This is a genomic window from Pseudarthrobacter sp. 05T312 (genome assembly GCF_056396685.1).
In genome coordinates this window covers 61,923-86,731 of sequence record NZ_JBFTLY010000002.1, presented here as the reverse complement: position 1 = coordinate 86,731, position 24,809 = coordinate 61,923, and the positions used below count along the sequence as shown (strand labels likewise).

Annotated in this window: 20 protein-coding genes; 14 read left to right on the top strand and 6 right to left on the bottom strand. The window is 66.6% G+C overall.

Annotated features, from left to right (window positions below):
• Positions 1 to 118: 118 nt before the first annotated feature.
• From AC1DIP_RS04545 to AC1DIP_RS04530, 4 genes are all read left to right on the top strand, one after another.
• The gene (locus AC1DIP_RS04545; RefSeq protein ID WP_477732998.1) at positions 119 to 433 is read left to right on the top strand and encodes an ArsR/SmtB family transcription factor; all 315 of its coding nucleotides are present in this window, start codon (positions 119 to 121) and stop codon (positions 431 to 433) included.
• Entirely contained in the window at positions 430 to 837 is a 408-nt protein-coding gene (locus AC1DIP_RS04540) for an SRPBCC family protein (RefSeq protein WP_477732997.1), read from the top strand. Before AC1DIP_RS04545 ends, AC1DIP_RS04540 begins: the two co-directional genes overlap by 4 nt.
• Before the next feature lie 90 nt (positions 838 to 927).
• Positions 928 to 2,862 carry an ATP-binding protein gene (locus AC1DIP_RS04535; protein ID WP_477732996.1) on the top strand — a complete coding sequence of 645 codons (1,935 nt, stop codon included), beginning with the start codon at positions 928 to 930 and terminating at the stop codon, positions 2,860 to 2,862.
• A 66-nt stretch (positions 2,863 to 2,928) separates the two neighbouring features.
• Positions 2,929 to 3,177, top strand: a complete 249-nt coding sequence (locus AC1DIP_RS04530) for a hypothetical protein (RefSeq protein ID WP_476207364.1) — start codon at positions 2,929 to 2,931, stop codon at positions 3,175 to 3,177.
• Positions 3,178 to 3,501: 324 nt separating this feature from the next.
• On the opposite strand, the gene AC1DIP_RS04525 is transcribed toward AC1DIP_RS04530, so the two are convergent.
• The 3 genes from AC1DIP_RS04525 to AC1DIP_RS04515 all read right to left on the bottom strand — a co-directional run bounded on the left by AC1DIP_RS04525 (position 3,502) and on the right by AC1DIP_RS04515 (position 7,245).
• Positions 3,502 to 4,713 carry a hypothetical protein gene (locus AC1DIP_RS04525; protein ID WP_477732995.1) on the bottom strand — a complete coding sequence of 404 codons (1,212 nt, stop codon included), beginning with the start codon at positions 4,711 to 4,713 and terminating at the stop codon, positions 3,502 to 3,504.
• Positions 4,714 to 5,017: 304 nt separating this feature from the next.
• Positions 5,018 to 6,766 carry a DUF5671 domain-containing protein gene (locus AC1DIP_RS04520; RefSeq protein WP_477732994.1) on the bottom strand — a complete coding sequence of 583 codons (1,749 nt, stop codon included), beginning with the start codon at positions 6,764 to 6,766 and terminating at the stop codon, positions 5,018 to 5,020.
• Positions 6,763 to 7,245 carry an LpqB family beta-propeller domain-containing protein gene (locus AC1DIP_RS04515; protein ID WP_477732993.1) on the bottom strand — a complete coding sequence of 161 codons (483 nt, stop codon included), beginning with the start codon at positions 7,243 to 7,245 and terminating at the stop codon, positions 6,763 to 6,765. Before AC1DIP_RS04515 ends, AC1DIP_RS04520 begins: the two co-directional genes overlap by 4 nt.
• 343 nt (positions 7,246 to 7,588) lie before the next feature.
• Between AC1DIP_RS04515 and AC1DIP_RS04510 the strand changes: the two genes are divergently transcribed.
• From AC1DIP_RS04510 to AC1DIP_RS04500, 3 genes are all read left to right on the top strand, one after another.
• The gene (locus tag AC1DIP_RS04510) at positions 7,589 to 8,959 is read left to right on the top strand and encodes an MFS transporter (RefSeq protein ID WP_477732992.1); all 1,371 of its coding nucleotides are present in this window, start codon (positions 7,589 to 7,591) and stop codon (positions 8,957 to 8,959) included.
• Positions 8,960 to 9,061: 102 nt separating this feature from the next.
• Positions 9,062 to 10,318: an aminopeptidase P family protein gene (locus AC1DIP_RS04505; protein WP_477732991.1), complete on the top strand. Its 1,257-nt coding sequence runs from the start codon at positions 9,062 to 9,064 to the stop codon at positions 10,316 to 10,318.
• 73 nt (positions 10,319 to 10,391) lie between these two features.
• Complete coding sequence (locus AC1DIP_RS04500) at positions 10,392 to 11,228, top strand: IclR family transcriptional regulator (RefSeq protein WP_477732990.1); 837 nt, start codon at positions 10,392 to 10,394, stop codon at positions 11,226 to 11,228.
• A gap of 21 nt (positions 11,229 to 11,249) precedes the next feature.
• Here AC1DIP_RS04500 and AC1DIP_RS04495 read toward each other — a convergent pair whose 3' ends face one another.
• Complete coding sequence (locus tag AC1DIP_RS04495) at positions 11,250 to 13,517, bottom strand: Ig-like domain-containing protein (protein WP_477732989.1); 2,268 nt, start codon at positions 13,515 to 13,517, stop codon at positions 11,250 to 11,252.
• A gap of 157 nt (positions 13,518 to 13,674) precedes the next feature.
• Positions 13,675 to 15,276 carry a PucR family transcriptional regulator gene (locus tag AC1DIP_RS04490; RefSeq protein ID WP_477732988.1) on the bottom strand — a complete coding sequence of 534 codons (1,602 nt, stop codon included), beginning with the start codon at positions 15,274 to 15,276 and terminating at the stop codon, positions 13,675 to 13,677.
• Between the two features lie 107 nt (positions 15,277 to 15,383).
• Here AC1DIP_RS04490 and AC1DIP_RS04485 point away from each other — a divergent pair, with 107 nt between their 5' ends.
• From AC1DIP_RS04485 to AC1DIP_RS04475, 3 genes are all read left to right on the top strand, one after another.
• A complete protein-coding gene (locus tag AC1DIP_RS04485; RefSeq protein WP_477732987.1) occupies positions 15,384 to 16,952 on the top strand; it encodes a purine-cytosine permease family protein in 1,569 nt (522 codons plus the stop codon).
• Between the two features lie 55 nt (positions 16,953 to 17,007).
• Positions 17,008 to 17,955 carry a polysaccharide deacetylase family protein gene (locus tag AC1DIP_RS04480; RefSeq protein ID WP_477732986.1) on the top strand — a complete coding sequence of 316 codons (948 nt, stop codon included), beginning with the start codon at positions 17,008 to 17,010 and terminating at the stop codon, positions 17,953 to 17,955.
• 134 nt (positions 17,956 to 18,089) lie between these two features.
• Positions 18,090 to 19,325: an amidohydrolase gene (locus AC1DIP_RS04475; RefSeq protein ID WP_477732985.1), complete on the top strand. Its 1,236-nt coding sequence runs from the start codon at positions 18,090 to 18,092 to the stop codon at positions 19,323 to 19,325.
• On the opposite strand, the gene AC1DIP_RS04470 is transcribed toward AC1DIP_RS04475, so the two are convergent.
• Positions 19,322 to 20,155 carry an MmyB family transcriptional regulator gene (locus AC1DIP_RS04470; protein WP_476207339.1) on the bottom strand — a complete coding sequence of 278 codons (834 nt, stop codon included), beginning with the start codon at positions 20,153 to 20,155 and terminating at the stop codon, positions 19,322 to 19,324. The two genes, AC1DIP_RS04475 and AC1DIP_RS04470, sit on opposite strands and share 4 nt — an antisense overlap.
• 85 nt (positions 20,156 to 20,240) lie before the next feature.
• On the opposite strand from AC1DIP_RS04470, the gene ilvD reads away from it, so the two are divergent.
• From ilvD to AC1DIP_RS04450, 4 genes are all read left to right on the top strand, one after another.
• Positions 20,241 to 22,100 carry a dihydroxy-acid dehydratase gene (gene ilvD / locus AC1DIP_RS04465; RefSeq protein WP_477732984.1) on the top strand — a complete coding sequence of 620 codons (1,860 nt, stop codon included), beginning with the start codon at positions 20,241 to 20,243 and terminating at the stop codon, positions 22,098 to 22,100.
• 80 nt (positions 22,101 to 22,180) lie between these two features.
• Entirely contained in the window at positions 22,181 to 22,960 is a 780-nt protein-coding gene (locus tag AC1DIP_RS04460; RefSeq protein ID WP_477732983.1) for a hypothetical protein, read from the top strand.
• 125 nt (positions 22,961 to 23,085) lie between these two features.
• Positions 23,086 to 23,904, top strand: a complete 819-nt coding sequence (locus AC1DIP_RS04455; protein ID WP_476207333.1) for an oxygenase MpaB family protein — start codon at positions 23,086 to 23,088, stop codon at positions 23,902 to 23,904.
• Positions 23,897 to 24,793, top strand: coding sequence for a DUF817 domain-containing protein (locus tag AC1DIP_RS04450; RefSeq protein ID WP_477732982.1), 897 nt, complete (start codon positions 23,897 to 23,899; stop codon positions 24,791 to 24,793). Before AC1DIP_RS04455 ends, AC1DIP_RS04450 begins: the two co-directional genes overlap by 8 nt.
• Positions 24,794 to 24,809 lie beyond the last annotated feature (16 nt).

Here is a 24,809-nt window from a genome sequence, read left to right as displayed (position 1 = left end):
TAATTACAGCGTACGCCTGTTTCGGCCCAGCGTAGCCCCGATGTGATAAGAGGAACATGCCGCACATCTTGCTTCCCCGGGCGCTATGCGTCGGAAATTTCCGACATATAATGGAGCGGTGCTTCCCGATGTCTTCGCCGCCGTGTCCAACCCGGCGCGGCGCGTCATCCTGGACGAACTGCGCCAGGGGCCCAGGACGGCCGGCGAACTGACCGGTCTGCTGGACCTCAGCCGTCCGGCCGCATCCGAACACCTGGCCGTGCTCCGGGGCGCAGGGCTGGTCCGCGAGGAACGGCAGGGGCGGAACAGGGTCTACCACCTGCAGCCTGCCGGCCTCGCCGAGATCGGCGGCTGGGTGAAGCACTTCGAGCACTACTGGAACCGGCGGTTGGACGCGCTGGCAGACCTTCTGGACGAGGAGAATCCCAAATGACTGAAAATGCCATCAGGCTTGAACGCCATTACCCGCATCCCGCCGCGGCCGTGTGGGCCGCGCTGACCACGCCGGAACTCCTGGCCCGCTGGTGGGCCCCGGGCAACATTGCCCCCGTGGTGGGCCACCGTTTCACCATGGACATGGACGCCTGGGGCCAGCAGCAGTGCGAAATCCTCACCGTTGACCCCGGCACGTCCATCAGCTTCCTCTTCTCCGAAGGCCAGCTGGACACCACCATCACCTGGCGCCTTGAGCCAGTGGACGGCGGCACCATCCTCCACTTCGAGCACGCCGGCTTCCAGCTCGACACCCCTATGGGACGCCACGCCATCGAAGGCATGGGCAACGGCTGGCCCGGACTGCTGGCCCGCATTGATGGGATCCTTGCCGGGGTGTCCTGACCTGCCTGCCTCCTGCTACGCTCCACGTACCCGGCCCTCCGTTCCCTTGGGTCCGGCCATCAGCTTCGGTTGTGAGCGAAGGAAGCATCCATGACGGTTGCCCAGATCCAAGTGGACCAGCGCGTGATCGGGATCGATTCCCGGCGCTTCGCCTCCGTTGAGAAGGCGCTCGTGGAGCTCATCACCAACAGCGATGACAGTTACGCGCGGGTGGAAGAAGCGGGCGGCAACGTAACCGGCAGGATCCTGGTCGGTTACCAGCGGCACCACTCCGGAGCGGTGCTGACGGTCAGTGACCAGGCAGAGGGCATGTCCTTCGGGCAAGCCGGCCGAATCCTCAGCTACGGCGGCGCCCACAGCCCGCTGGCGCGCGGCGAGGGCGCAGGCCGCGGATACTTCGGCCGCGGGCTCAAGCAAGCCATCTTCGGCCTGGGCCACGGCTGGATCGAAACTATCCACGCCGGGCGCTTCACCCGGATCGACATCTTCCGCGGCAGCAATGGCGGCTACCTGTATGACGACGACGGTGCTGACCGGCAGGCGTTCCCCGCGGACTACGCCCGGCTCGGCATCCCTGGGGGCGGCAACGGCACCAAGGTCACCATCGTCGTCGACAACCCGCATGCCACCATCACCCAGCAGGCAACCCTGCTTCAACTCCTCGCGGACAACATCTACCTGCGGGACGTCCTGGACCGGCGCACCGTGGAACTGCTGCACGGACACCCCGGAAACGGGGATTACGGCAGCGACAGCATCCGCTTCCGGGAACCTCCGGCCACAACACTGGTGGGCCCGGATGCACCCGGCAGCTTCAGCGTCGATGGAACCCAGTATGCATTTACCATCACGCTGAAGCGGGCCGAGGGCGTCGAGCTGACGTTGAAGGGCGACGAGCGCACCGCCGGCCTGGTGGTGGAGTCGGGCATGGCCGTGCTCGACTGCCAGATGTTCGAGTTCGAGAACCAGGTGGGCACCGAATACCTCTTTGGCATGGTCCGGTGCCCGGCGCTGACGGACATGCTGGGCAGGGGCGTAGCCATCATCAGCGACGAGCGGGAGGGCCTGAATACCAAGGACCCGTTCGTTGCGGCGTTCTCCCGCGCGGTAAGCCGGATGATCGCGGCGCCCGTACAGGCGGAGAAGGAAAAACTTACCCATTTGGAACGTGCCACCACCTCGGGGCGGACGGCCGAGATGATCGAGCACCTGCTGCAGCATATGAGCGAGGCCGCCGTCCGGGACCTGGGCCTGGAAACAGCATCTGTGGCCCGCAACGGGAACGGCGAACAGCCACCGGAGGCACCATCGCCGGCGGCACTGCGGTTTACGACACCGTTCTACTACCGGCCACCAGTGCATCCATTCCACGTTGCCCTGCTGCTGGATCCGCACCAGCTGCCCCAAGGGGACATGCTGGAGTTTGACCTGGATCTTCCGGCCTCGATCCGGTTGGACCCGCTGCCTGCACCTGTTCCCGTCGGCGCACTCGCGGAGACCCTCCGGCTCGAATGGACTGCGGTGGGGGAGCAGGCCGGTGACCAGGGACAGATTACCGCCCGGGCCGGGGACTACTGGGCGCTCTGCGAGGTGGTCATCGCCGACCACGCCTCGCGCCGTACCGCAGACCAGCCGCCGCACCATGGTGCCGCCGGAGCTTTGCCGGCCATGCGCCGGGAAGCCCACCGCCCGAGCCGGGACCACGGCGTGGACCTCTTTACCGGCTACGACTTTAGGAACCTCCACAACACTACGGACCGCGCCGTCTACTCCGAGGATGAGCGGAAGGTCATCATCAACACCGCGGCTCCCACCGTCCAGCTCTATGTCGACGGCCGGGGGCGGTTCCGCGACTCCGCCCGGCTCCTGCTCGCCGAACTCTTCCTGGACGTGATCTCGGACGAACTGGCACGGCGCCGCGTGGAACAGCATGGCCAGGCCGGCGACCTCGCCGCCTTCCGAAACGCCAAACGGGCCATCATTGGCCGCTACGGCAGCGAAGTACACCGCACCTTCCTGGGCTGAGGCCCGGCAGGCAGGCCCCTCGAGGCCGGGCGTTTACCAGCGGCACCGGAAGGGTAACCCAGGAGTATGACTGATTCCGGAGCGGGCGGCGCCAACGATCCCTTCGACGGCAACGACGGGATTGTAGCCGGGCCCGGGCACGCCGAGACACCCGAGAGCATTGCGGAGGATGTCCGCCATGACATCCAGCTTGGCCAGGTCCAGGACGACGTAGCGCATGTCCTGGCGGAGCGGTTCGAGGACGCAGGCATCGACGCCCGCCCCGAAGAAGTGGACGACCTGGCCGAAGAAATCGAACGGGACGCGTCCAGCTAGCAGGGCGCCCGGGAGGCCGGCCGGCTCTAGGGCCAGTCTGCGCGGGTGAATCGGACGGGACTGCGGAGGGTCAGAAGGCAGTCCGACGTCCATTCCGCAACCCGCTGCTGTACGTCCAGTGAATCCACCGCTGGGACCTGCTGCGGATCCCGGTCGGTGGCGTCTTGAAGACCTTCAACTGAGCTGTTCACTTATCCCCCTAGTAACGCGTGTGTGCCCACACTAGGCACCGCTGAATGCCAAGGGAAGAGAGTTAATCCAGCAGCCGGATAAACTGCGCAAATCTTGAGGAAGGCTGCCAGCGGAGATGGATCGGCGGCACATTTACTTTCCTGCACGGGAGAAAACAGCGTCGAAGAACGATGCCAGTGCGTCGGCTCTAGACTGTGCCTCGGCCTGGGAAGCCGTGACGCTGCCCGCCTCGATCGACAGTGTTCCCCGGCGCGCCCCGCACCTCACATGCCATTGGCCTGTGCCGTCGCTGAGCTGATAGGCAACGGCGTAGCTCGAATCAGCGGTGATCGCGGTGGCCAATGCGGCAACAGGGGACCACGTCCGGCTCGTGCCCTCGAACAGGATTTCCTGCACAGAGGAACATTTCGGAAGCCGTTCCGCCCTGGCGTCGAACGGGTAGGGCGACTGCATTGTCGAAGGCATGTTGACGACGGTGAGCTCGGTGTAGTCCATCTTGGCGGCCCCCTGGATCTGCCCCTGCCCGACGACAGAACCAGCCAGGGCCGCGGTGTACGCCTGGTCATCGAAGGTGCAGGGGGAGTCGGCCGGTGGCGTCGGGACTGTGGGCGTGGAGCCTTGGGGAGGCCCAATGATCCCCGCCTGCGGCAGGCTCACCGTTTCCCCGCCGGGGGCGGTCATGCCCTTGAACAGCGCCACCATCTGTTCAGGCGACATTGAGTTTGGAGCGCTTGGTGCCGCTGGTGCTTGGGGCTTGCCCGCTTCGCTGATGAGCTCCTTCGCCAGTTCCGCCATCGAGTCCAGGGCCGGTTTGGCGTCGGCTTCAGAGTTCAGGGTGGCGGCAGAGAGCGTCAGCGTGATGGACAGGGTGCCGTCCAGGACACGCAATCCGGCCATGCCGAAGTCTCCCTGCCCCTTTGGCTTGGTGACCTGCATGAATGCATGCTGCTTGTCGGCGATGGGGGGAGCAGCCAGCAACTGGAGGGCATAGGTGGAGGTCCTGCCCGCCTCCGTAGCGGCCAGGTCGAACTGCCCGCAGCGGGCCAATAGGTCGTCCGTATAACCAAAATCGGCCTTTGCGATGGACTCCCTTTCCGCGCTCCGGAGGATGACCCAGATGGTGGTCGTAGGTCCTGATTCCGCGCCGGCCGGCGGCATGATGCCCTCGGCGAAGTTGATGTTCTTGTCGGCCCAGCGGGTGAACGGGTCCTGGGGAAGCAGGGCAGCGCAGTCACCCGGGGTGGTTTCCGTCCGGGTTTGCGGGAGGGACCCGCTTGCCGCACCCGAGCGCAGGCGGGTTGAGTCCTGGGCCGTAGGATACGGCAGGTTGCGCGACCGTCCCACGCCGTTGATGATCGCTGCAAGCTCAGCGTCAGAGAAAGGCCCGGACGGTGACTCTGTTGCGGTAGCTGTTGCAGGTGTCTGGGAACTGTTGGCCGGCGGCGCAGGCGCCGGGCTGCTTGGCGGGCTGCTGGCCGGCGGCGTGCCAGCAGGCGAACACCCCGCCAATGCGAGCAGGACTGCCGCGAGGGCACCTGCCCGGCCCCCGCTCCTCCTTGCCGCTGCAACGCTGCTACGCGTCGCGCGTCCCCATGAAGCCATCGCCGGCCTCCCTTCCACTATCGCCGGGCGTCTGCCTCGCCGCACATCAGGGCCGGAGGACCCGGTCAGTCGCAGGGCTGCCAAGGACGGGAGCGCCGCCGACGGCCGCGAGGGGGATCACTTCCAGCCGGTCGTCCGGCCCGGCAACCACCAGGACATGCTGGGCCGTGACGCCTTCCAAAGCTGCCGCCACCAGCCGTACGGCCTCCTCTGCCCCCGGAGCAAGAACGGTCGACGGCGGAACTCCCGCGCCGCCGTCGTCCGCCATCAGCCAGGTGGCCACCTTGGCACCTCCCGTGGCATCAGCGATGCCGCGCGCCAATGCCTGGGGATCCATGGAACCGGGCGGATAGCCGCTGACCAGGGTGATCCGCTCGGTCATGTGCTTGTGCACGGGTGCCGCGGCGGCGAACAGGACCCGGTCATGCCGCCACAGCGCGAAGTGGTAGCCCGCCACCAGCCCGGCTGCCACCAGGAGGCCCAGGGGTGCGCGGATGCGGTCCAGGAGCCCTCCGCCGGTGACGTCGCCCAGCAGGAATTCGAAAAGCCGGTAGCCAATCACCAGCAGCGTAATGAGGGCCACCACGGCACTGACGCCGAAGAACGCCACCAAATAGACCCGCCGGCCGGGCGGAATGTCTGCGGCGGACCGTGGCTGGTGCCTCGGTTTCCATGCCAGCCACCAGACAGGTGCTCCCACCACCAGGGAACTCAAGCCGCCCAGGAGCAGCGTGCGGGTGGCACCGCCGGCCAGCGGAGACACGGCTGTGGCAAGGAGTGCGTTGACCACGACGCCGATGCCGGATGCCGCCGCGGCAAGCGCCACGGCGGACGTCACCAGGAGGCTGGCGCGGCGCGTCCGGGTGGAACGGGTTACGGACGCGGTGCGGTGGTAGCGCCAGACCAGCGCCCCGATGACGGCGGACGCGAGGGCAGGAGCCAGCGGCTCGAGCAGGTCGTTCAAGGGATCGCTCCGGTCAAATGCCAGCCGCAGGAGGACAAACAGGATGACGCCCAGGCCACCCAGGGCCGTGATGCCGGCGACGAAGATGCCCACGGCAATGATGGTGACGTCCACCAGCCCTGTCTGGAAGCGCCGGCCGCCCTCCCGGAACCAGTGCCACCACCACACGGCCGCTCCGCCGGCCGCCCACACCACGGACCTCAGGACGGGGAACCACCACGGCTCAAAGGAAGCCGCTGCCGCGAAACCGCGGATCGCCACGTCCAGCAGGCTGCCCAGCGCTGCAATGGCGGCGCCGGCACCAAGGAGGAGTCCAAACACGGAGCCGACGACGGCCCGCACGTCTTCGAGATGCGATGACGGTTTCCGGGGGTGCCTCCACATCCACCGGTGCCACCACCAGATGGCCGACCACACGATGCCGTTGGCCAGCGGGGAAGGCCACTGGCTCTCCTGCGTGTCAATGAAGGAGGTGGCAAGGTTCAGCAGCGACGTGGTGCTGATGATCAGCGAGACCGCGTACATCCCGGTCAGGTAGAGGCCCCACCCGGGCGCCCTGCGTTCGGATTCGTCGTCCAGGCGCCTCCACGCGAACCACCACAGCAGCCCGAGCGGGCCACCGATCAGGGTGAAGGCAAGTGACAGTGCCAACCCTGCGACATCACCGGACACCAAGGTGGATGCCGTCCGGAAGAGCCGTTCCAGCAGGCCCTGGAGCCCCGAGGCTGCGATGACCACCAGTGCAAAAAGCAGGACGTACATGATGAGTCGGCGGAGGGTTGCCAGGCCGCTGGAGGGAACGGCGGCCACCGGGGCTGCCGGGGCCGTCATTGCTTCACCGGGACGTCGGTGCAGGCCATCAGGGGGTACGGCGGCTGGTCAATCTTCCATGTTCCGTTCACTTTGAGCAGCGCGAAGGAGTCCTCCATCTCGTACTCGGAAGGACCGAACGGTCCGCCCTGGGACGATCGGAAAATCGAAACCTTCACGGTGGCCGAATCGGTGCGTTCCGTCGTCGAAATCAGGACAACGCGGGCGGGGGCCGGCTCGCCGGAATAGGTGCCGCGGCACCGGCTCTTGGCAGCGTCCGTGAGGTAGGACTGGGCCGTGGTGCTGTCGCCGTCGATCACTGCCTTGCTGTAGCGCTGGACCACTCCGGCGGGGCTTGCCCCATCCAAGGGTGCAGGCTCGCCGCGCGTGAAGACCACCGCCAGCGCCACCACCACCAGGACAACCACAACGCCCACCAGGCTCAGCAGGATCCGGTCCGGTCTTCGCCCAGTGCGCTCCTTGGCAGCAGTGTCGTCCATGGCGCAAGTATGGGTCAGGGCGCCCCTTTCCGCCCGAGTCTTTAGGCCCCTCGTTGTCGAGCCCAGTATGTCCAACGGCGGCTGCTGGTGCAGCGACTCAAGGATCCATTCTTGCGGAACCGCGTCCAGCGTCCAGAAGGCCTCCACAAAAACAACGCTGTTGTTCTTAGTGCAACATGCGTCGTTGCATCCAATAGAACCTGCTTGCGGGCGCTTGTCCTGCGTCAACAGGTATAAGTCGCGACTTAATGCTGAAAAAAACCCTTGACTGTGCTGCATATCACGGCCTATGTTGAAACAACCAAGTTGCAAGGAATGCAACTCCAACATTATTGGTGGTTTTATGAGTACCCAACAGAACTCACCCCAGGCAGGAGTGGTTGCCGCTGACGCCAACGCTCCCACCGGGGCCGGCAGGGGCATGGACAACGCCGTTGCGGGTAAGGACGTTCGACGCCGGGTGGTCACCGCGAGCTTCATCGGCAACTTTGTTGAGTGGTTCGACTACGCGGTGTACGGCTACCTCGCAGCCGTCATCTCGTCTGTGTTCTTCCCCGAAGCAGACAGGCAGACCGCGCTCTTGGCTACCTTCGCCGTCTTCGCGATCTCCTTCTTCGTCCGTCCCTTGGGCGGCTTCTTCTGGGGACACATCGGCGACAAGCTGGGCAGGCGCAAGGCGCTATCACTCTCAATCGTCATCATGTCCGTTTCCACTTTCTGCATCGCACTCATCCCCGGATACGGCACGATCGGCATGCTGGCCCCTGTCCTACTGCTACTGGTTCGAGTGGTCCAGGGCTTCTCGGCAGCCGGCGAATACGCCGGGGCATCAGCCTTCCTGGTGGAATACGCTCCGGCCAACCGCCGCGGCCTTTATGCCGCCGTCGTCCCCGCCAGCACCGCCGCCGGCCTGCTCCTCGGCTCCCTCATCGCGGCGCTCCTCACCTCGGTCCTCAGCACCGACCAACTGCACCAGTGGGGCTGGCGGCTGCCGTTCCTGCTGGCCGCCCCGATGGGGCTGATTGGCCGCTACATCCGCACCAAGTTGGAGGACACCCCGGCTTTCCGCGCCCTGGCCGAGCAGGAAGAATCCACTCCCAAAGCCCCCGCGCTGGACATGTTCCGGACCTACCGCAAGCAGCTGGTAATAGCCTGTGGCGCAGTGCTGCTCAACGCCGTCGGCTTCTACGTCATCCTCAGCTACATGCCCACCTACCTGTCCGAGGAACTGGGCTTCGGCCCCACCGAATCCTTCCTGGCCACCACTATCGCGCTGGCCAGCTACATCGGCTTCATCTTCCTCACGGGACTCGCCTCGGACCGGTTCGGCCGCAGGCGCATGCTAATCACCGCGTCCGTCCTGTTCATGCTGCTGACAGTCCCCGCGTTCATGCTGCTGGATACCGGCAACTTCATGGTGATCGTCCTGGTCCAGATCCTGCTGGGCGGCATGCTCACCCTCAATGACGGAACGCTGCCCAGCTTCCTGGCAGAACTGTTCCCCACCAAAGTCCGGTACAGCGGCTTCGCCGTCAGTTTCAACCTCTCCAACGCCCTTTTCGGCGGCACGGCGCCCTTTATGGCCACCCTGCTGATCGGCATGACCCAGAGCAAGCTGGCCCCCGGCTGGTATCTCGTGGCGGCAGCTGCCGTATCCCTCATGGCCGTGCTCTTCGCCGCCGAAACCTCCCGGAAGCCCCTCAAGCACCTCTGACCAGGCCCCCAAACCCCTCCGGGCACCACAGACCAACCTCACGATGCAAACCAACACCAACTGCACCAACAGCAGTTGGCACCCACTAGAAAGGCACCACCCGTGACCATCACTGCCGACAACGCCTCCTCCATCGCCGAACTCGAGCGCCTCAAGGTCCTGCACAATGGCACCAAGGGCAAGCTCACGTTCTCCGACGCGGAATTCGAGCGCCGCCTTGGCGGCCTCCGCAAGATCATGGCCGCCAAGGAGCTGGATGCGGTCATCCTCACCAGCTACCACGGCATCAAGTACTACTCCGACTTCCTGTACACCACGTTCGGGCGCAACTACGCCCTGGTCGTCACCGCCGACGACTCGGTCACCGTTACCGCCAACATCGACGCCGGCATGCCGTGGCGCACCTCCTACGGTGAGAACATCGTCTACACCGACTGGCGCCGCGACAACTTCTTCTTCGGTCTCCAGGAAGCCCTGCGCCAGCGCGGCGTCAAGGCCACCCGGCTGGGCGTCGAGGACGACTTCCTCCCGGGCCTGACCCGCGAGAAGATCGCGGCCGCCTTCCCCGGCGCCCAGCTGCTGGACGTCTCCCAGGACGCCATGCGCCAGCGCATGATCAAGTCCGCCGAGGAAATCGAAGTCATCAAGCACGGTGCCCGCATCGGCGACCTGGGCGGCGAAGCTATCCGCAACGCCATCCGCGAAGGCATCTCCGAGTACGAAGTTGCCCTGATCGGCACCGAAGCCATGGTCCACGAGATCGCCAGGACCTTCCCGGACCGGGAAGTCCGCGACACCTGGGTATGGTTCCAGTCCGGCATCAACACCGACGGCGCCCACAACTGGGCCACCACCCGCAAGCTGCAGCAGGGCGACATCCTCTCGCTCAACTGCTTCCCGATGACCTCCGGCTACTACACCGCCCTGGAGCGCACCCTCTTCCTGGGCCAGCCGGACGAACGCTCCCTCGAGCTGTGGAACATCAACGTCGAGGTCCACAAGCGCGGCCTGGAACTCATCAAGCCCGGCGCCGTGTGCAAGGACATCGCCGCCGAACTGAACGAGATCTACATCAGCAACGGACTGCTGGCCAACCGCACCTTCGGCTACGGCCACTCCTTCGGCGTCCTCAGCCACTACTACGGCCGCGAAGCGGGCCTGGAGCTGCGCGAGGACATCGATACGGTCCTGGAACCGGGCATGGTGGTCTCCATGGAGCCCATGATCACCGTGGCTGACGGCCAGCCCGGAGCCGGTGGCTACCGCGAGCACGACATCCTGGTCATCGGCGAGGACAACTCGGTGGAGAACATCACCAAGTTCCCGTTCGGCCCCGAACACAACATCGTCAAGGGATAACCAACTGAACAGCCGAAGCGGCGCCGTGCACCACGGCGCCGCTTTCGGCGTCCATCCCCGACAATAGGGAAAGATGGTCTCCACCATGACTCCTGCAAAGACCTCCGACACCAGTGCCAACGGAGCCGGCTCCAATGGCGGGACTGATGCCAAAGGCGCCTCCGTCGTCGTCAACGCCATCGCCGTACTGCGCACCTTCACAGCCGACGAACCCCTGCTGGGCGTCACCGAAATTGCCAACCGGGTGGGCATGCACAAGAGCAGCGTCTCCCGGATCCTGGCCACGTTCGAGCAGGAAAACCTGGTGGAGCGCGACCCGGAAACCAAGCGGTTCCGGCTGGGCCTGGGGCTCATTGCCGTCGCTGGGCCACTGCTGGCCGAGATGGAGGAGCGCCGCGTGGCCTATCCCGTCCTGCGGCAGCTGACCGAGCAGACCGGAGAGACCAGCGCGCTCATGCTCTGGAACGGAGACGAGGCCATCTGCGTGGAGCAGATCGCCAGCCACCACCAGATCAAGCACACCACCCCGCTGGGTGCCCGCTACCGTGACGCCATGAGCGCTTCAGTGCAGGTCTTCCTGTCCACCCTGCCGGGCGAGCGGGTGCGGGAGCTGCTCAGGAGCGGCACCATCACCTTCCCGGGGCTGGACGACGACGGCCTGGCAGCCTACGAGGCCAGGCTCCAGGAGGTTGCGCAGCGGGGATGGGCGGGGAACTACGGCGAATCGTCCATGGACGAAGTGGGCGTGGCCGCGCCCGTCCGCGACCACCGCGGCGACGTGGTGGCGGCCGTCCTGATTCCAGCGCCGCGGTTCCGGGTGTCCAAAGAGCAGTTCGAGAGCCTCGGCGAGGCCTGCGTGGCCGCCGCGGCCAAGGTCACCACGCGGCTGGGGGGCCGCCCGGCCAGCTGACGCGGCTGGCCGGCGCAGTCCCTATCGCCAGGTGATGTAGGAGCCGGTGGGGCTCCAGTGGATAACGCCGCCCTGGTAGTTCTGGGCCACGCTGCCGTCAATGCCCGTCGCGTACTCATCGCTGGTGGGGTAGCCGAGGCGGCCTGATTCATACCCGGTGGAGGCCCAGATGGAGCGGATGCCACCCACGGAGAGATGGGCTCCGGTGGCGGGTGACCAGATGATGGCGCCGCCCTGGTAGTTCTGGTAGACGCCGCCGTCCTTGAGGCCGCCTACTTCGTCGGTGGTGGGGTAGCCGAGGCGGCCTGATTCATACCCGGTGGCTGCCCAGAGTCCCCGGATTGCGCCGACGGAGAGGTGGGCTCCTGTGGCGGGTGACCAGATGATGGCGCCGCCCTGGTAGTTCTGGTAGACGCCGCCGTCCTTGAGGCCGCCCACTTCGTCGGTGGTCGGGTAGCCGAGGCCGCCGTTTTCGAACCCGGTGGCTGCCCAAAGGGCGCGGATGGCACCGAAGGAGATGTGGGCTCCTGTGGCCGGTGACCAGAGGATGGCGCCGCCCTGGTAGTTCTGGTAGCCGCCGCCGTCCTTGAGGCCGTACACCTCGGGGGTGGTGGCTGCACCAAGGGCGCCATTGAGCGAAGCTGCTTTTATGGCGATCGGAGTCTGTGCGGTCGCAGCCGTGGTGAAAGTCCACGTCTTGTCCACGGCCAGGGCGTTGCCGGCAACATCCTTCACACCGCTGGTACCGCCCTTGATCGTGGCGGTGTACTTGGTCCCCGCTGCAAGGTCGGCGTCAGGGTTCAGGTTTGCAACTTTGCCGGCGGCGCCGTAAGACACTGTCGCGGTCACGGGAGCCGTTCCGTCGGTCAACGTGAACGTGTCCGCGGTGATTGTGGAGGCGTCCATGGCCTCCGAGAACGTGCCCGTCACATTGGCTGTCACTGCCACGTCGGAGGCACCCGCGGCGGGAGACGTGGCCGTCACGGTCGGAGCCGTGGTGTCACTGCCGCCACCGGTCGGGTCGAAGTAGTGCCAGTACTGGCTGGTGGCATTGGCATCTGCCAGCAGCAGGAGGCCGCTGTTTGCAGTGCCCCAGGCAGCGCTGTTGACGTTCTGCTTCGTCGACGTCACGTTGTGCACGAACTGGTCGGCATCGACGATCCGGGCCGTTTTGGTGGTGGTGAAGCTGATCTTGTCCAGGGGCGTGGACTTTTCGTAGATTGCGCCGCCCGAGGCGGTGCAGACGCCGGCGTCGGTGGTGCCCGACGGCTTGGGATAGGTGGCGAAGGTACGCAGCCGCTGGGTGCTCTCGTCGATCATGACGATCACCCGGTTGGGGCACTCGGCGACGGTGGCGATTGTATGCGCCGACCATGTTGTGCCGCTCAGGGCCAGCAGCTGGATCTGGGGCTGCGACGGGGACGTGTACGAGGTCTTGATCGCCGCGAAGACGCGTCCGCCGGAGGAGTCCAGCCACTTGAGGTTCATGTGGTCATCGCTGCTGCGCTGCCCGGACACCGCAGCCACGGGAGTGCTCCAGGCCGTCGTTGATGCGCCGTCCACGTGGTAGCTCCAGTACATTCCATCGGTGGAGTCCCCCATCTGCCGGCTCCACATCACCCCGATCTTTCCGTCGAAGGAAATCACCGCCGAGGTGTCATCCACGGAGACGTTGCTCATCGATCCCGGAACCTGGAACGGGGGACCCCACGTCTTGCCGTCAGTAGCCGTCACGTTCAGGTAGATCTTGTTGTCCTCCTGCCAGGTGGACCACACCCTGCCGGTGGAGTCCTTGTCGATGGTCAGGACTTCGACTTTGGAATTGTTGATCTGGCTGGAACCGAGCAGCGTGTACTTCTTGGTACCGGCGTCGTAGCTGTAGCGGCGCATCGTTGTGGGGAAGTTTGGCTCAGCCGGCAGTTCATCATTCACGAAGCGGTAGCTTGCAACGTACAGCGTCTTCCCGTCCCACAGCACGTCATGATGCGTGTTGGCCCGCGACTCCGTCGCCACGCCGGTGTCCACCCAGGAACCCGTGGCTGCGTTGAACCTGAAGATGTGGAACTTGGCGGAGGAAGTGTCCCACAAATTCCCCCACCAGGATCCGTCGTTGAACCACAACACGCTCGTGGCGCGCTTGGTGCCTGTGGGGGTCGCAGTACCGGCATGCGACGGGCCTTCAACACCGACATCGCCTGTCGCGGCGGATACCGGCACCGGTGCCACCAGCACACCCAGAGCAATCAACGCCGCTGTCAACAGACCACGGAAGAACGGATTCTTTTTCAATTTAGCCCCCAAGGTGAAAGCCGCCACCGATTCCTGATCCGATCAGTGTTGTTGCTCGGGGCACCCGAAACAATTCCGGGCACCCCCTAATTAGTGCCCCTATAGCCTGTCGGTGGGCTACCTACGGCCGCAGCCCTTCTGCGGCGCCGGTCCAAGGTCAGGGCAGCCCGGCCATCCGCGCCGCCAGATGCAGGGCCGCCAGCCGGCCGGTGCCGCGCGGATCACCACCGCACAGGTCGAAAATCCGCTGCAGCCGGTGGTGCATCGACTGCCGTTCCAGGTGCAGTTCGCGCGCCGACTGCGCGGTGTTGCAGCCGGAGTCCAGCCACACCTGCAGGGTCTCGAGCAGCTGGGACTGGCGCTGCGCATCGTGTTCCAGGACTGCCCGCAACTGCCGGTTGACGAACGCCTCCCGGGATGAGGGATCCAGGCAGGTCAGGGCGAGGCTTTCCACGGCGGTGTCCTGGGCGTCCAGCACCACCAGGCCGCGTGCCGCGTGCCGCCTGCGCGCCGATGCGTTCCGGCGCTGGATCTGCCGTACCTCCAGGGCCCGCCGGGCTTCCGCCAGTGACCAGGCCGCCTCCGCCACCCCGTCAGCCAGCGGACCCACGGCGATCACGGCATCGTGGTCACCCTCCAGGTCCCGGAGGGATTCCAGGAGCTGCCGCCGCGCACCGGCAGTTTCGGTGCACGGCAGCCCGATCATCACCACCAGTTCGGTGTCGTCCAGGTAGGCGGCGCACGGGATCCGCTGTGAGCTCAGGAAATTTTCGACGGCGCCGCGCAGCTCCTGCGGTGCCGCCGCGTGGATGGCTGCCACCACGGCGGGGGAGTCCGTGGGGAAACCCGCAGCGGGGGCCAGCTGCTCCAGGCGCCACTCCGGCGCGGAATTGAGCACGGCGCGCATCAGTTCGGCACCCGCCAGGGCATGCAGCCCCGGGGGTGTGTGCTGCAGCAGTGCCAGGCCCAGGATGTCCACGGCCCGCTCTCCGGCCACCTGCGCAAGGGCCGTGTCCGCGACATCGGGCACATGCACCTCCAGCCGCCCCATCAGGACCCCGCGCACGGGGATGTCGACGGTGATCACCGTTCCGCCGGCCACCGCGTAGAAGCCGCCGTGCCCACCGGTCCCTGTGCCGTCGTCGTCCGCTGTTCCTTCGCCGGCAGCCGCGTCCACCCCGCCGTTCCAGCCCTCCGGAACGGCGCTGCCCATGGTGACGCCCCAGGGGGAGGTGAGTTTTACGGCTGACCCGGTGATGCCGGCCAGCACGCCAAGGATCTTGTCCAGTGCCGCACCGTGGGCGAGTTCGGCCGCCATGGCGCGCGTCGCGGCATCTGCCTGCTGCAGGTGCCCCACGGACTCGCTGACCAGCATCGAATTGATGGCCTGCATGACGCCGACAAACGGGACCACCTTCCGAAGTTCCACGACGGGAAGGCCGTATTCCTCCGCCTTCTGCAGCATGTCCGCAGGGATTTCCGGCAGTGCCCCGCCGGTCTCGATGGCCAGGGCTGCGACGCCCCGCTGCGCCAGCCCGCGGACGTAGTCTTCGCGTTTTGCCGGGGAGGCGGTGGCCAGCGTGATCCCGCCGCAGAGCAGCAGTTCGCCACCGCGCAGCAGGGGAGCGATGTCCAGCACTTCGCTGGAGTGCACCCAGCGGACCGGCTGCGCGTCGGCCATGGCCCCTTCCGGGTGGACCACTGGATCTGCGGCGGCAAGGGCGGGGTGGGCGAGTATTTCGCCAAGAAACACTGACACGACAGTCCGTAACGTAGTAGGAGGATTTGTTCGACAGATTATATCTTGTTGCTTGTGATGAGGGCCACATAGCCTTATTTGTACTTATCCACCTCACGGAGGCCCCCATGCAAGAAAAGCTTTCAACAGCCACGCACGGCCAACCTGACCAGGCCACGCAGGACCACAACGCCGTGGACCACGAAGCCTGGCTGCAGCCCATCCCCGAATCAGCACGCACACGCAAGGTATCCGGCCAGTTCTGGATCTGGGCGGGCGCCAACCTGGCACCCATCAACTGGGTGCTGGGGGCACTCGGCATCCAGCTGGGACTCGGATTGGCGGACACCATCACCGTCCTGGTGCTGGGCAACCTGATCGGCATGCTGCTCTTTGGCTGCTTCGTCCTCCTCGGACAAAAGAGCGGAGCCACCGGCATGGTCCTGGCCCGGGCGGCATTCGGCCGGCGCGGCAACTACCTGCCGGCCGCCATCCAGGCCCTGCTGGTCATCGGCTGGTGCGCGGTGAACACGTGGATCATCCTGGACCTGGTCATGGCACTCTTCGGAACCCTCGGGTGGGTTGACCCGGACGCCCCCAACTATGGCTGGAAGATCGGCGTCGCCACCTTCATCATGGCCCTCCAGGTGGCCATCGCCTGGTTTGGCTACAAGGCGATTGCCGCCTTTGAAAAATGGACCGTTCCGCCCACCATCCTCATCCTGGCCGTCATGTCCGCGGTGGCATGGTTCGGCATGGACATCGACTGGAGCTACGCAGGTCCTGCCGGCGCCGTCCTGGAAGGCTCCGAGCGCATCGCCGCCATGAGCGCCGTCATGACCGCCATCGGCATCGGCTGGGGCATCACCTGGTTCACCTACGCCGCGGACTACTCCCGGTTCGTCAGCACCAGCGTCCCCAAGAAAAAGGTCTACCTCGCTTCTGTACTCGGGCAGTTCATCCCCGTCGTGTGGCTCGGTGTCCTGGGTGCAAGCCTCGCCACCAACAGCGGCGAGATCGATCCCGGCAAGCTGATCGTCCTGAACTTCGGTGCCATGGCGCTGCCAGTGCTGCTGATGGTGCTCCACGGCCCCATTGCCACCAACATCCTGAACATCTACACCTTCTCCGTGGCCACCCAGGCCCTGGACATCTCCATCAGCCGCCGCAAGCTGAACCTGTTCGTCGGCGTCTTCTCGCTCGCCGCCGTCGTCTTCTTCATCTTCCAGGAGGACTTCGCCGCAGTACTCGACGCCTGGCTGATCGGCCTGGTGGCCTGGGTGGCCGCCTGGGGCGGAATCATGCTGGTGCACTACTTCTGGCTGGAGAAGCGCTGGCCGGGCGGAACCGATCGGCTGTTCGACGGCGTCGGCACAAAGCGGCTGCCGGTGGTCAACTTCGCCGGCGTCATCTCCCTCGTGGCCGGGATCTTCGCAACGTGGCTGTTCATGTACGGCCTGATCCCCATCATGCAGGGCCCCATCGCCGTGGCCCTGGGCGGCTGGGACCTGTCCTGGCTGGCCGGCGGCCTGACCAGCGCCGGGGTGTACGCCATCCTCGGCCCGCGCCAGCACATCCGCTACCTCGCCATCGAGCCGCGCACCACGCAGCAGGCCGCAGCCGCCCCTGATGCCGCAGGCGCTCCGGAAGCAGAGAGCAAAGGGACGGAAAGCACGCCCGCCCTGCCCGCCCTCTAAGCTCACCATCCCGTAGAACCAGGCGGGCGCCCAGCGCCCGCCGAAAGGATTTCCCGTGAACCAGCCCGCCATCGCGGACCCCCTGCACCCCATCACCTGGCCCGAAGGCTTCAAGGCCGCAGCGTCCTTCACCTTCGATGTGGACGCCGAGTCCTGCACCATCGCCCACGATCCCACCAGCCCCCGGCGCATGTCGCTGATGAGCCACCAGTCCTACGGCCCGAAGATCGCGGTTCCAAGGCTGCTCGCCATCCTGGCCCGCCAGGAAATCCAGGCCACCTTCTTCATCCCCGGTTTCACCGCCGAGTCCTACCCCGACGTGGTCCGGCAGATTGTCGACGGCGGGCACGAGGTGGCCCACCACGGCTACCTGCACGAGCCCATGCAGGGCATCGACGCCGCCACCGAGGCCAGCTACATCGACCGCGGCCTGGAGGCCCTCGCCAAAGTCGCAGGTGTCCGGCCTGTGGGCTACCGGGCACCCTGGTGGGAGCTCAACTGGCACTCTCCGGGCCTCCTGGCGGACCGCGGCTTCCTCTACGATTCGAGCCTGCTCGACGGCGATGCACCCTACCGCTTCGCTGTCGCCGCGGACGATCCCCGGGACATCGTCGAGATCCCCGTGGACTGGACCCTTGACGACTGGGAGCAGTACGCGTTCTACCCCGGAGTCACCGGCAGCGGCGTGATCGAGAGCCCGGCGAAGGTCCTGGAAATGTGGACGCTTGAAGCCGAAGCACACCACTCACAGGGCAGCTGCTTCGTCCTCACCAACCACCCCTTCATTTCCGGCCGGCCCTCCAAGGCCGTCGCGCTGGAGCAGCTCATGGAGCGGGTCAAGGCAATGGACGGCATGTGGGTGACCAGCATGGAGAACATTGCCCGGCACACCAAGGCCACGGTCACCGAGGTCCACACCCACGCGCGGATCGAGGTGCCGGTATTCCCGGGCGCGGGTGCACAGTTCAAGCCGGCCGTCGTGCGGCAGGGGGTGCTGGCCTAGCGTCCGTGGGCAAGAGCGGCCGGCGGCGGGATTTCCCGCCGCCGGCCGCTTTTGGTTGCCCATGGACACCATCCATGGGTGCTGCCTATGGTGGCCGTGAGGGCCGGCTGCCGCCGGCCGGAAGGAGCCTTCACATGGAACTGGCCAACAACGCTGCGGACGGCATCGGGCAGGAGCTGGACTGGCAGGTCCCGCTCTACGAACAGCTCCACCGGAGTCCGGAACTCGGCCTCGCCGAACACCAAACCTCCGCAGCCGTTGCCGAGAAGCTGGCCGCCTGGGGCTTCGATGTCCGGCACTTTGGCGGTACCGGTGTGGTGGGTGTGCTTGCCAACGGGGCAGGCCCCGGGGTCCTGGCCCGGGCCGACATGGATGCCCTCCCGGTCGCCGAGGCAACAGGCGCAAGCTACGCCTCCGCCAACCCGGGGGTGATGCACGCCTGCGGGCACGATATGCACGTGGTGGCCCTGCTCGGGGCGGCCAAGTACCTCGCCGGCCATCGGGATGCCTGGCGGGGAACCTACACCGCCCTCTTCCAGCCGGCGGAGGAAACAGCGGCGGGCTCGCAGGCAATGCTCGACGACGGCCTGGCCGCCGGGATCCCGCGGCCGGACGTGGCGCTGGCCCAGCACGTCATGCCCACCGAGGCGGGAACCATCGGCACCACGCCGGGTCCCATCCTCTCGGCAGGTGATTCAGTCCGGATCACCGTCCACGGCCGGGGCGCCCACGGCTCGATGCCGCACAAGGCGGTTGATCCAGTGGTGCTCGCCGCCTCGATCGTCCTCCGCCTCCAGACCGTGGTGTCCCGTGAAACCATGCCGGGGAAGTTCGCCGTCCTGACCGTTGGGTCCCTGCGGGCGGGTGCCACGGCCAACATCATCCCGGACCGGGCCGAGCTGCTGCTCAACCTCCGCACCTACGACGTTGACTTGCGGACCGCCATCATGGCGGCGATCGAGCGGATCGTCCGGGGTGAGTGCGCAGCTGCGGGCTCGCCGCAGGAACCGGAGTTCGAGTACTACGACCAGTACCCGCTGACCAGCAACGATCCGGAAGCCAACGCCCGGGTCACCGCCGCCTTCACGGAGGCTTTCGGCGCCGATGCCGTCTACCAAACTGCCCCGCAGACAGCGTCGGAGGATTTCAGCCGCATTCCCGACGCCTTCGGCATTCCGTACGTGTACTGGGTGGTGGGCTCCGTGCCGCCGGAAACCTACCGGCGGGCGGTGGCGAACGGAACGGTGGACGCCGACATCCCGGCCAACCACTCGCCTTCGTTCCTCCCCGCCGTCCACCCCACCCTCGCCGTGGCCACGCGGGCCCAGGCGGTAGCCGCGCTCGCCTACCTCGCAGCGCAGCCCGGTTAGGCCCCCGCCAGCAGGGACTTCATCTGCGCCGCGGCATCGCTGCCCGGGGCCGGCGTATAGACCACGATGTGCAGGTCCGGCCGGTCCGACGGGGACACCTGGTGGTGCTCCAGCTGGAGCACCCCCACCGCGGGGTGGTGGAACAGCCGCTCGCGGGACTCGAAACCCAGGATGTCGTACAGGTCCCAGCCCTGCCGGAACTCCGGGCTCGCCTCCTTGAGCCGTTCCACCTGGTACTGGATGTCAGGATCGCCCAGCCGCTGCCCGGTTTCGGCCCGGAACTCGGCCAGGAACCGTTTGCTGGTGGTGTCCCAGTCGGGAAGCAGGTTCCGGACGTAGGGGTCGGTGAACACCAGCCACAACAGGTTCCGGTCTGCCGCCGGCACAGTGGCGATATTGGGGTACAGCGCCGCGTAGGCCGTATTCCATCCCGCCACGCCCCAGTCCGGAAACAACGCGAAGGACGGATTGGGATCGAGGGCGTCCAGGAGGCGCTGGATGTGGGGCGGGGCAGTATCTGCTGCCGGCCCGGCAGGGGCCGCGGACGCGTAGCCACCCAGCGACAGGACGTAGCCCAGGCCGGTGCTCGACAAATGCAGCGCACGGCTGATGGCCTCCAGGACCTGCCGGGAGGGGCTGATGTCCCGGCCCTGCTCCAGCCACGTGTACCAGGTGACGCTGACGCCGGAAAGGAACGCCACCTCCTCGCGGCGGAGCCCCCGCTCACGGGTGCGGCCCACGGGCGGGAGGCCGTAGTCGGCCCGCAGCGCCTGGTCGCGCCGGGCCCGCAGGAAGAGGCCGAGTTCCTTGCGCCGTCCGGGATTGTTCACTCCTAAATACTATTACTCTGGTACTCACACTACTAGTAGCAGGGCTGTCTTCCACCCTGAACGCCGAACCAGCAGGATGGTAAGCATGCCTGCACTTCGCTCAAAAACAGTCACCCACGGCCGCAACATGGCCGGAGCCCGCGCACTGCTGCGCGCCTCCGGCGTTGCCAACTCCGACATCGGCAAGCCCATCATTGCCGTGGCCAACTCCTTCACCGAGTTCGTCCCCGGCCACACCCACCTGGCTCCGGTGGGCCGGATCGTCTCCGACGCGATCCTCGCCGCCGGCGCCGTGCCGCGCGAGTTCAACACCATCGCCGTGGACGACGGCATCGCCATGGGCCACTCCGGCATGCTTTACTCGCTGCCGTCCCGCGACCTGATCGCCGACTCCGTGGAGTACATGGTCAACGCCCACTGCGCCGACGCCCTGGTGTGCATCTCCAACTGCGACAAGATCACCCCCGGCATGCTCATGGCAGCCCTGCGGCTGAACATCCCCGTGGTCTTTGTCTCCGGCGGCCCCATGGAAGCTGGCCGGGTGACCCTGACCGACGGCTCCGTGCGCTCCCTGGACCTGGTGAACGCGATCGCCGACGCCGTGGACGAGTCCATCTCCGACGCGGACATCAACCTCATCGAAGAGAACGCCTGCCCCACCTGCGGTTCCTGCTCCGGCATGTTCACCGCCAACTCCATGAACTGCCTCACCGAGGCCATCGGACTTTCCCTGCCGGGCAACGGCTCCGTGCTGGCCACCCACACCGCCCGCAAGGCGCTGTACGAGAAAGCCGGCGCCACCGTCGTCGAGCTTGTGAAGCGCTACTACGACGGCGACGACGAGTCGGTGCTGCCCCGCTCCATCGCCACCGCCAAGGCGTTCGACAACGCCATGGCCCTGGACATCTCTATGGGCGGCTCCACCAACACCATCCTGCACCTGCTGGCCGCGGCCCAGGAGGCCGGCGTGGACTACGGCCTGGCCGAGATGGACGCCAAGTCCCGCCAGGTGCCCTGCCTGGCCAAGGTGGCCCCGAACGTGGCCAAGGACAAGACCTACTACATGGAGGACGTGCACCGCGCCGGCGGCATCCCCGCCCTGCTGGGCGAGCTGAACCGCGGCGGCCTCCTGCACAAGGACGTCCACTCCGTGCACTCCAACGACCTGGACGGCTGGCTGGACGACTGGGACATCCGCGGCGGCATAGCCACCGAAGAAGCGCAGGCCCTGTGGCACGCGGCTCCCGGCGGGGTCCGTTCCTCCACCGCGTTCTCGCAGTCGAACGAGTGGACCTCCCTGGACACAGACGCTGAAGGCGGCTGCATCCGCTCCGTGGAGCACGCCTACTCCAAGGACGGCGGCCTGGCCGTACTGCGCGGCAACGTCGCGGTGGATGGTGCCGTGGTGAAGACCGCCGGCGTGGACGAGTCCATCTGGACCTTCTCCGGCCCGGCTGTGGTCTGCGAATCCCAGGACGAAGCCGTGGAAAAGATCCTGAACAAGTCCATCAAGGAAGGCGACGTGGTGGTGATCCGCTACGAAGGCCCCAAGGGTGGTCCGGGCATGCAGGAAATGCTCTACCCCACGTCCTTCCTCAAGGGCCGCGGCCTGGGCAAGAAGTGCGCCCTCATCACGGACGGCCGCTTCTCCGGCGGCACCTCCGGCCTGTCGATCGGCCACATCTCCCCGGAGGCTGCGTCAGGGGGAACCATCGCGCTGGTGGAGGACGGCGACATCATCAGCATCAACATCAGCCAGCGCTCGCTGCAGCTGGAGGTCTCCGATGAGCTCCTGGCCGAGCGCCGCGAAAAGTTGCTGATCAACGGCGGCTACAAGCCCAAGGACCGGGACCGGCAGGTGTCCGCTGCGCTGCGCGCGTACGCCGCCATGGCCACCTCCGCGGACAAGGGCGCCGTCCGGGACGTGTCCCTGCTGGAGCGGTAACGCCCGACCCGGGCGGGGGAGGCAACAGGTCGGGTCCTCCGGCCCTCCTCCGCCCGGACATGCCGCGCCACACTGGGAAGGTGCGCAGGTTCTTCAAGGCACTTTCGGCAGCATCGCTGGCCGCCCTTGTCCTGGCCGGCTGCTCGCCGCAGCCGGGAAGTCAGCAACCGCCGTCGTCCTCTTCCGGCTCCGCCACCAGCTCCGAACGGGGCACCGCCACCGCCCCGGGACCGATGCCGACGACCACGGCCTCCGCCGGCCTGCCGGGGGAGCGCGGAGACGGTACGCCCGGAACCGCGGGGTGGAGCACGGTGCAGACGGCGGACCACACCATGGCGTTCGACCTGCCCGCCGCCTGGAGCGTCACCGATCCCGCGGGGGAACTGCCCGAGGGCGGAGGTGTCTTTGCGGAGGTTCGAAACCAGGCCGGCAAGCTCATGGCGACGCTGCGGACCAACATGGCCATCGGGTCGTCCTGCTCGCAGAAGTACCCGTATGAAGTGCTGGACACCGCAGGCATTCCGGAACTTGCCCTGGACGGTGTGGTGCCGCAGTTCGTGTTTGAGACCAGGGGAGATGCAGGGACGCCCGGGCCGCCTGGTGTCCAGGCAGCCTGTTACGGCATCACCTCCGGACCGGACCCAACCGGACCGTCCGCCTGCCCTATCCTGCACTTCTTCCGGTGGCCGCCCACCAGCGCCATGTTTGGTGCGTTCTACGATCCCCGGAACAATACAACTCCCGGTGACCCCTCGCTGCCGTATCCGGAACTGGCGAAGAAGTACCGGGAAACGGCCGAGTACGCGGACATCAGGCAAATGATTACGTCGCTGCGGCCGGTGCGGGGCGACGGATACTAAGCCATGGGCCGCAGCCGGCAGCAACGGCACGCACGACGACGGGCCGCAGCCGGCAGCAACGGCACGCACGACGACGGGCCGAAAGTCCCCGCCCCGCTGCCGCAGCACTCCGGTAGCCTTTTCCCATGGTGCAGGGAATTGCCGATTACCGGGCAGAAGGCATCCTGCTCGCCGGGGCAGGACGGGCCATCCTGCTGCAGCTGGCCAACCCTGCGATCGGCCGCGGGGTGGCAGCGCACAGCACGTTCACCCAACGCCCCGTCAACCGGCTGAAGGGCACGCTCACCTACGTGTACGGCGTGGTGTACGGAACCGAAGAGCAGGTCAAGGAGGTCCGGCGCAGGGTCAACCGTGCCCACGTCCCGGTACGCCGTCCGGAGGATGGATCGTCCGCCGGCTACAACGCCTTCGACCCGGTACTTCAGCTCTGGGTGGCAGCCACGCTGTACGACACAGCGCTGACCATCATCGAGAAGATCCACGGCCCGCTCGAGGACGCCGCCGCTGACGCGATGTACCAGGACTACTCACGGATCGGCACCGCGCTGCAGCTTCCACCGGACATGTGGCCAAAGGACCGGGCCGCCTTCGGCCGCTACTGGGAAGACCAGGTCGCCACCCTCCACGCCGAGGAAGAGGGTGTGCGCGTGGGCCGCGGCCTGCTGTTCCCCAAGCACACTGCCCTTTGGTACCGGGCCATCATGCCGTCCGCGAGGTTCCTCACCGCGGGGCTCCTCCCCGAGCAGCTGCGCAAGGACTTCGGCCTCGCCTGGAGCGACCGCCACCAGCGCCGCTACGACCGGACCTGGCGCATCCTCGCGGTGGCCTACCCCATGCTTCCGCTGCGCATCAGGCACTGGTTCAAGGACTACTGCCTGGCCGAACTGGAAAAGGACCTCCGGAGGAGCCCGCAGGCTGCGCAGCACCAAGGCATCCGTGCGTAGTTCCACCCCTTTGGAGCGGCGGATCGATGAACGCGCCCACCGCTTCCTGGCCACGGCCCCCGCCAACGGTGTCAAGGCCAAGCTCACTGAATTCACTGTTTTTGGACTCAAGCAGGGCTGGGCCTGCATTTTCGGCGCTGCGCTCCTGGCCGTGCTGCTGGCGGCCAGGCTCTGGTATCCGGACGGTGCAGGGCTGGCGCGCAACGACTTCCTGACCGTCGCCGCCGTCGTGATTCAAATCCTGATGGTGGCGTTCAAGCTGGAAACGCTGCGCGAACTGCGGGTGATCGTCCTGTTCCATCTGGTGGGCACGGTGATGGAGCTGTTCAAGACCGATATGGGTTCCTGGTCTTACGGGGCCGAAGGCGTCCTGCGCATCGGTACCGTACCGCTGTTCAGCGGTTTCATGTACGCCGCCGTGGGCTCGTACATGGTGCGCGTCTACCGACTGTTCGACCTTCGCTTCGCTGCCTACCCGCGCCGCTGGGTCACCGCGGTCCTCGCTGCCGCCGTCTACGCCAACTTCTTCACCCACCACTACATCTGGGACCTGCGCTGGGTGCTGCTCGCCGCCGTCGTGCTCATCTTTGGCCGGTGCGTGATGCACTTCCGCGTTTTCCGGCGGGAGTTCCGCATGCCGCTGGTGGTGTCCTTCCTGCTGGTGGCGCTGTTCATCTGGCTGGCCGAGAACATCGCCACATGGTCCGGCGCGTGGCTCTACCCGAGCCAGGTGGACGGCTGGCACCCGGTGGGCCTGGAAAAACTCGTGGCCTGGTTCCTGCTGATGATCATTTCCGTGGTGCTGGTGGCCTGGGTCTACAAGCCGCGGCCGCCGGAACCGGAGAACGCCCGGCCCCGGGAGGTTCGGCGCCCCGCCGGGCTGCGCTAAAGGGGGTCTGGCAAAA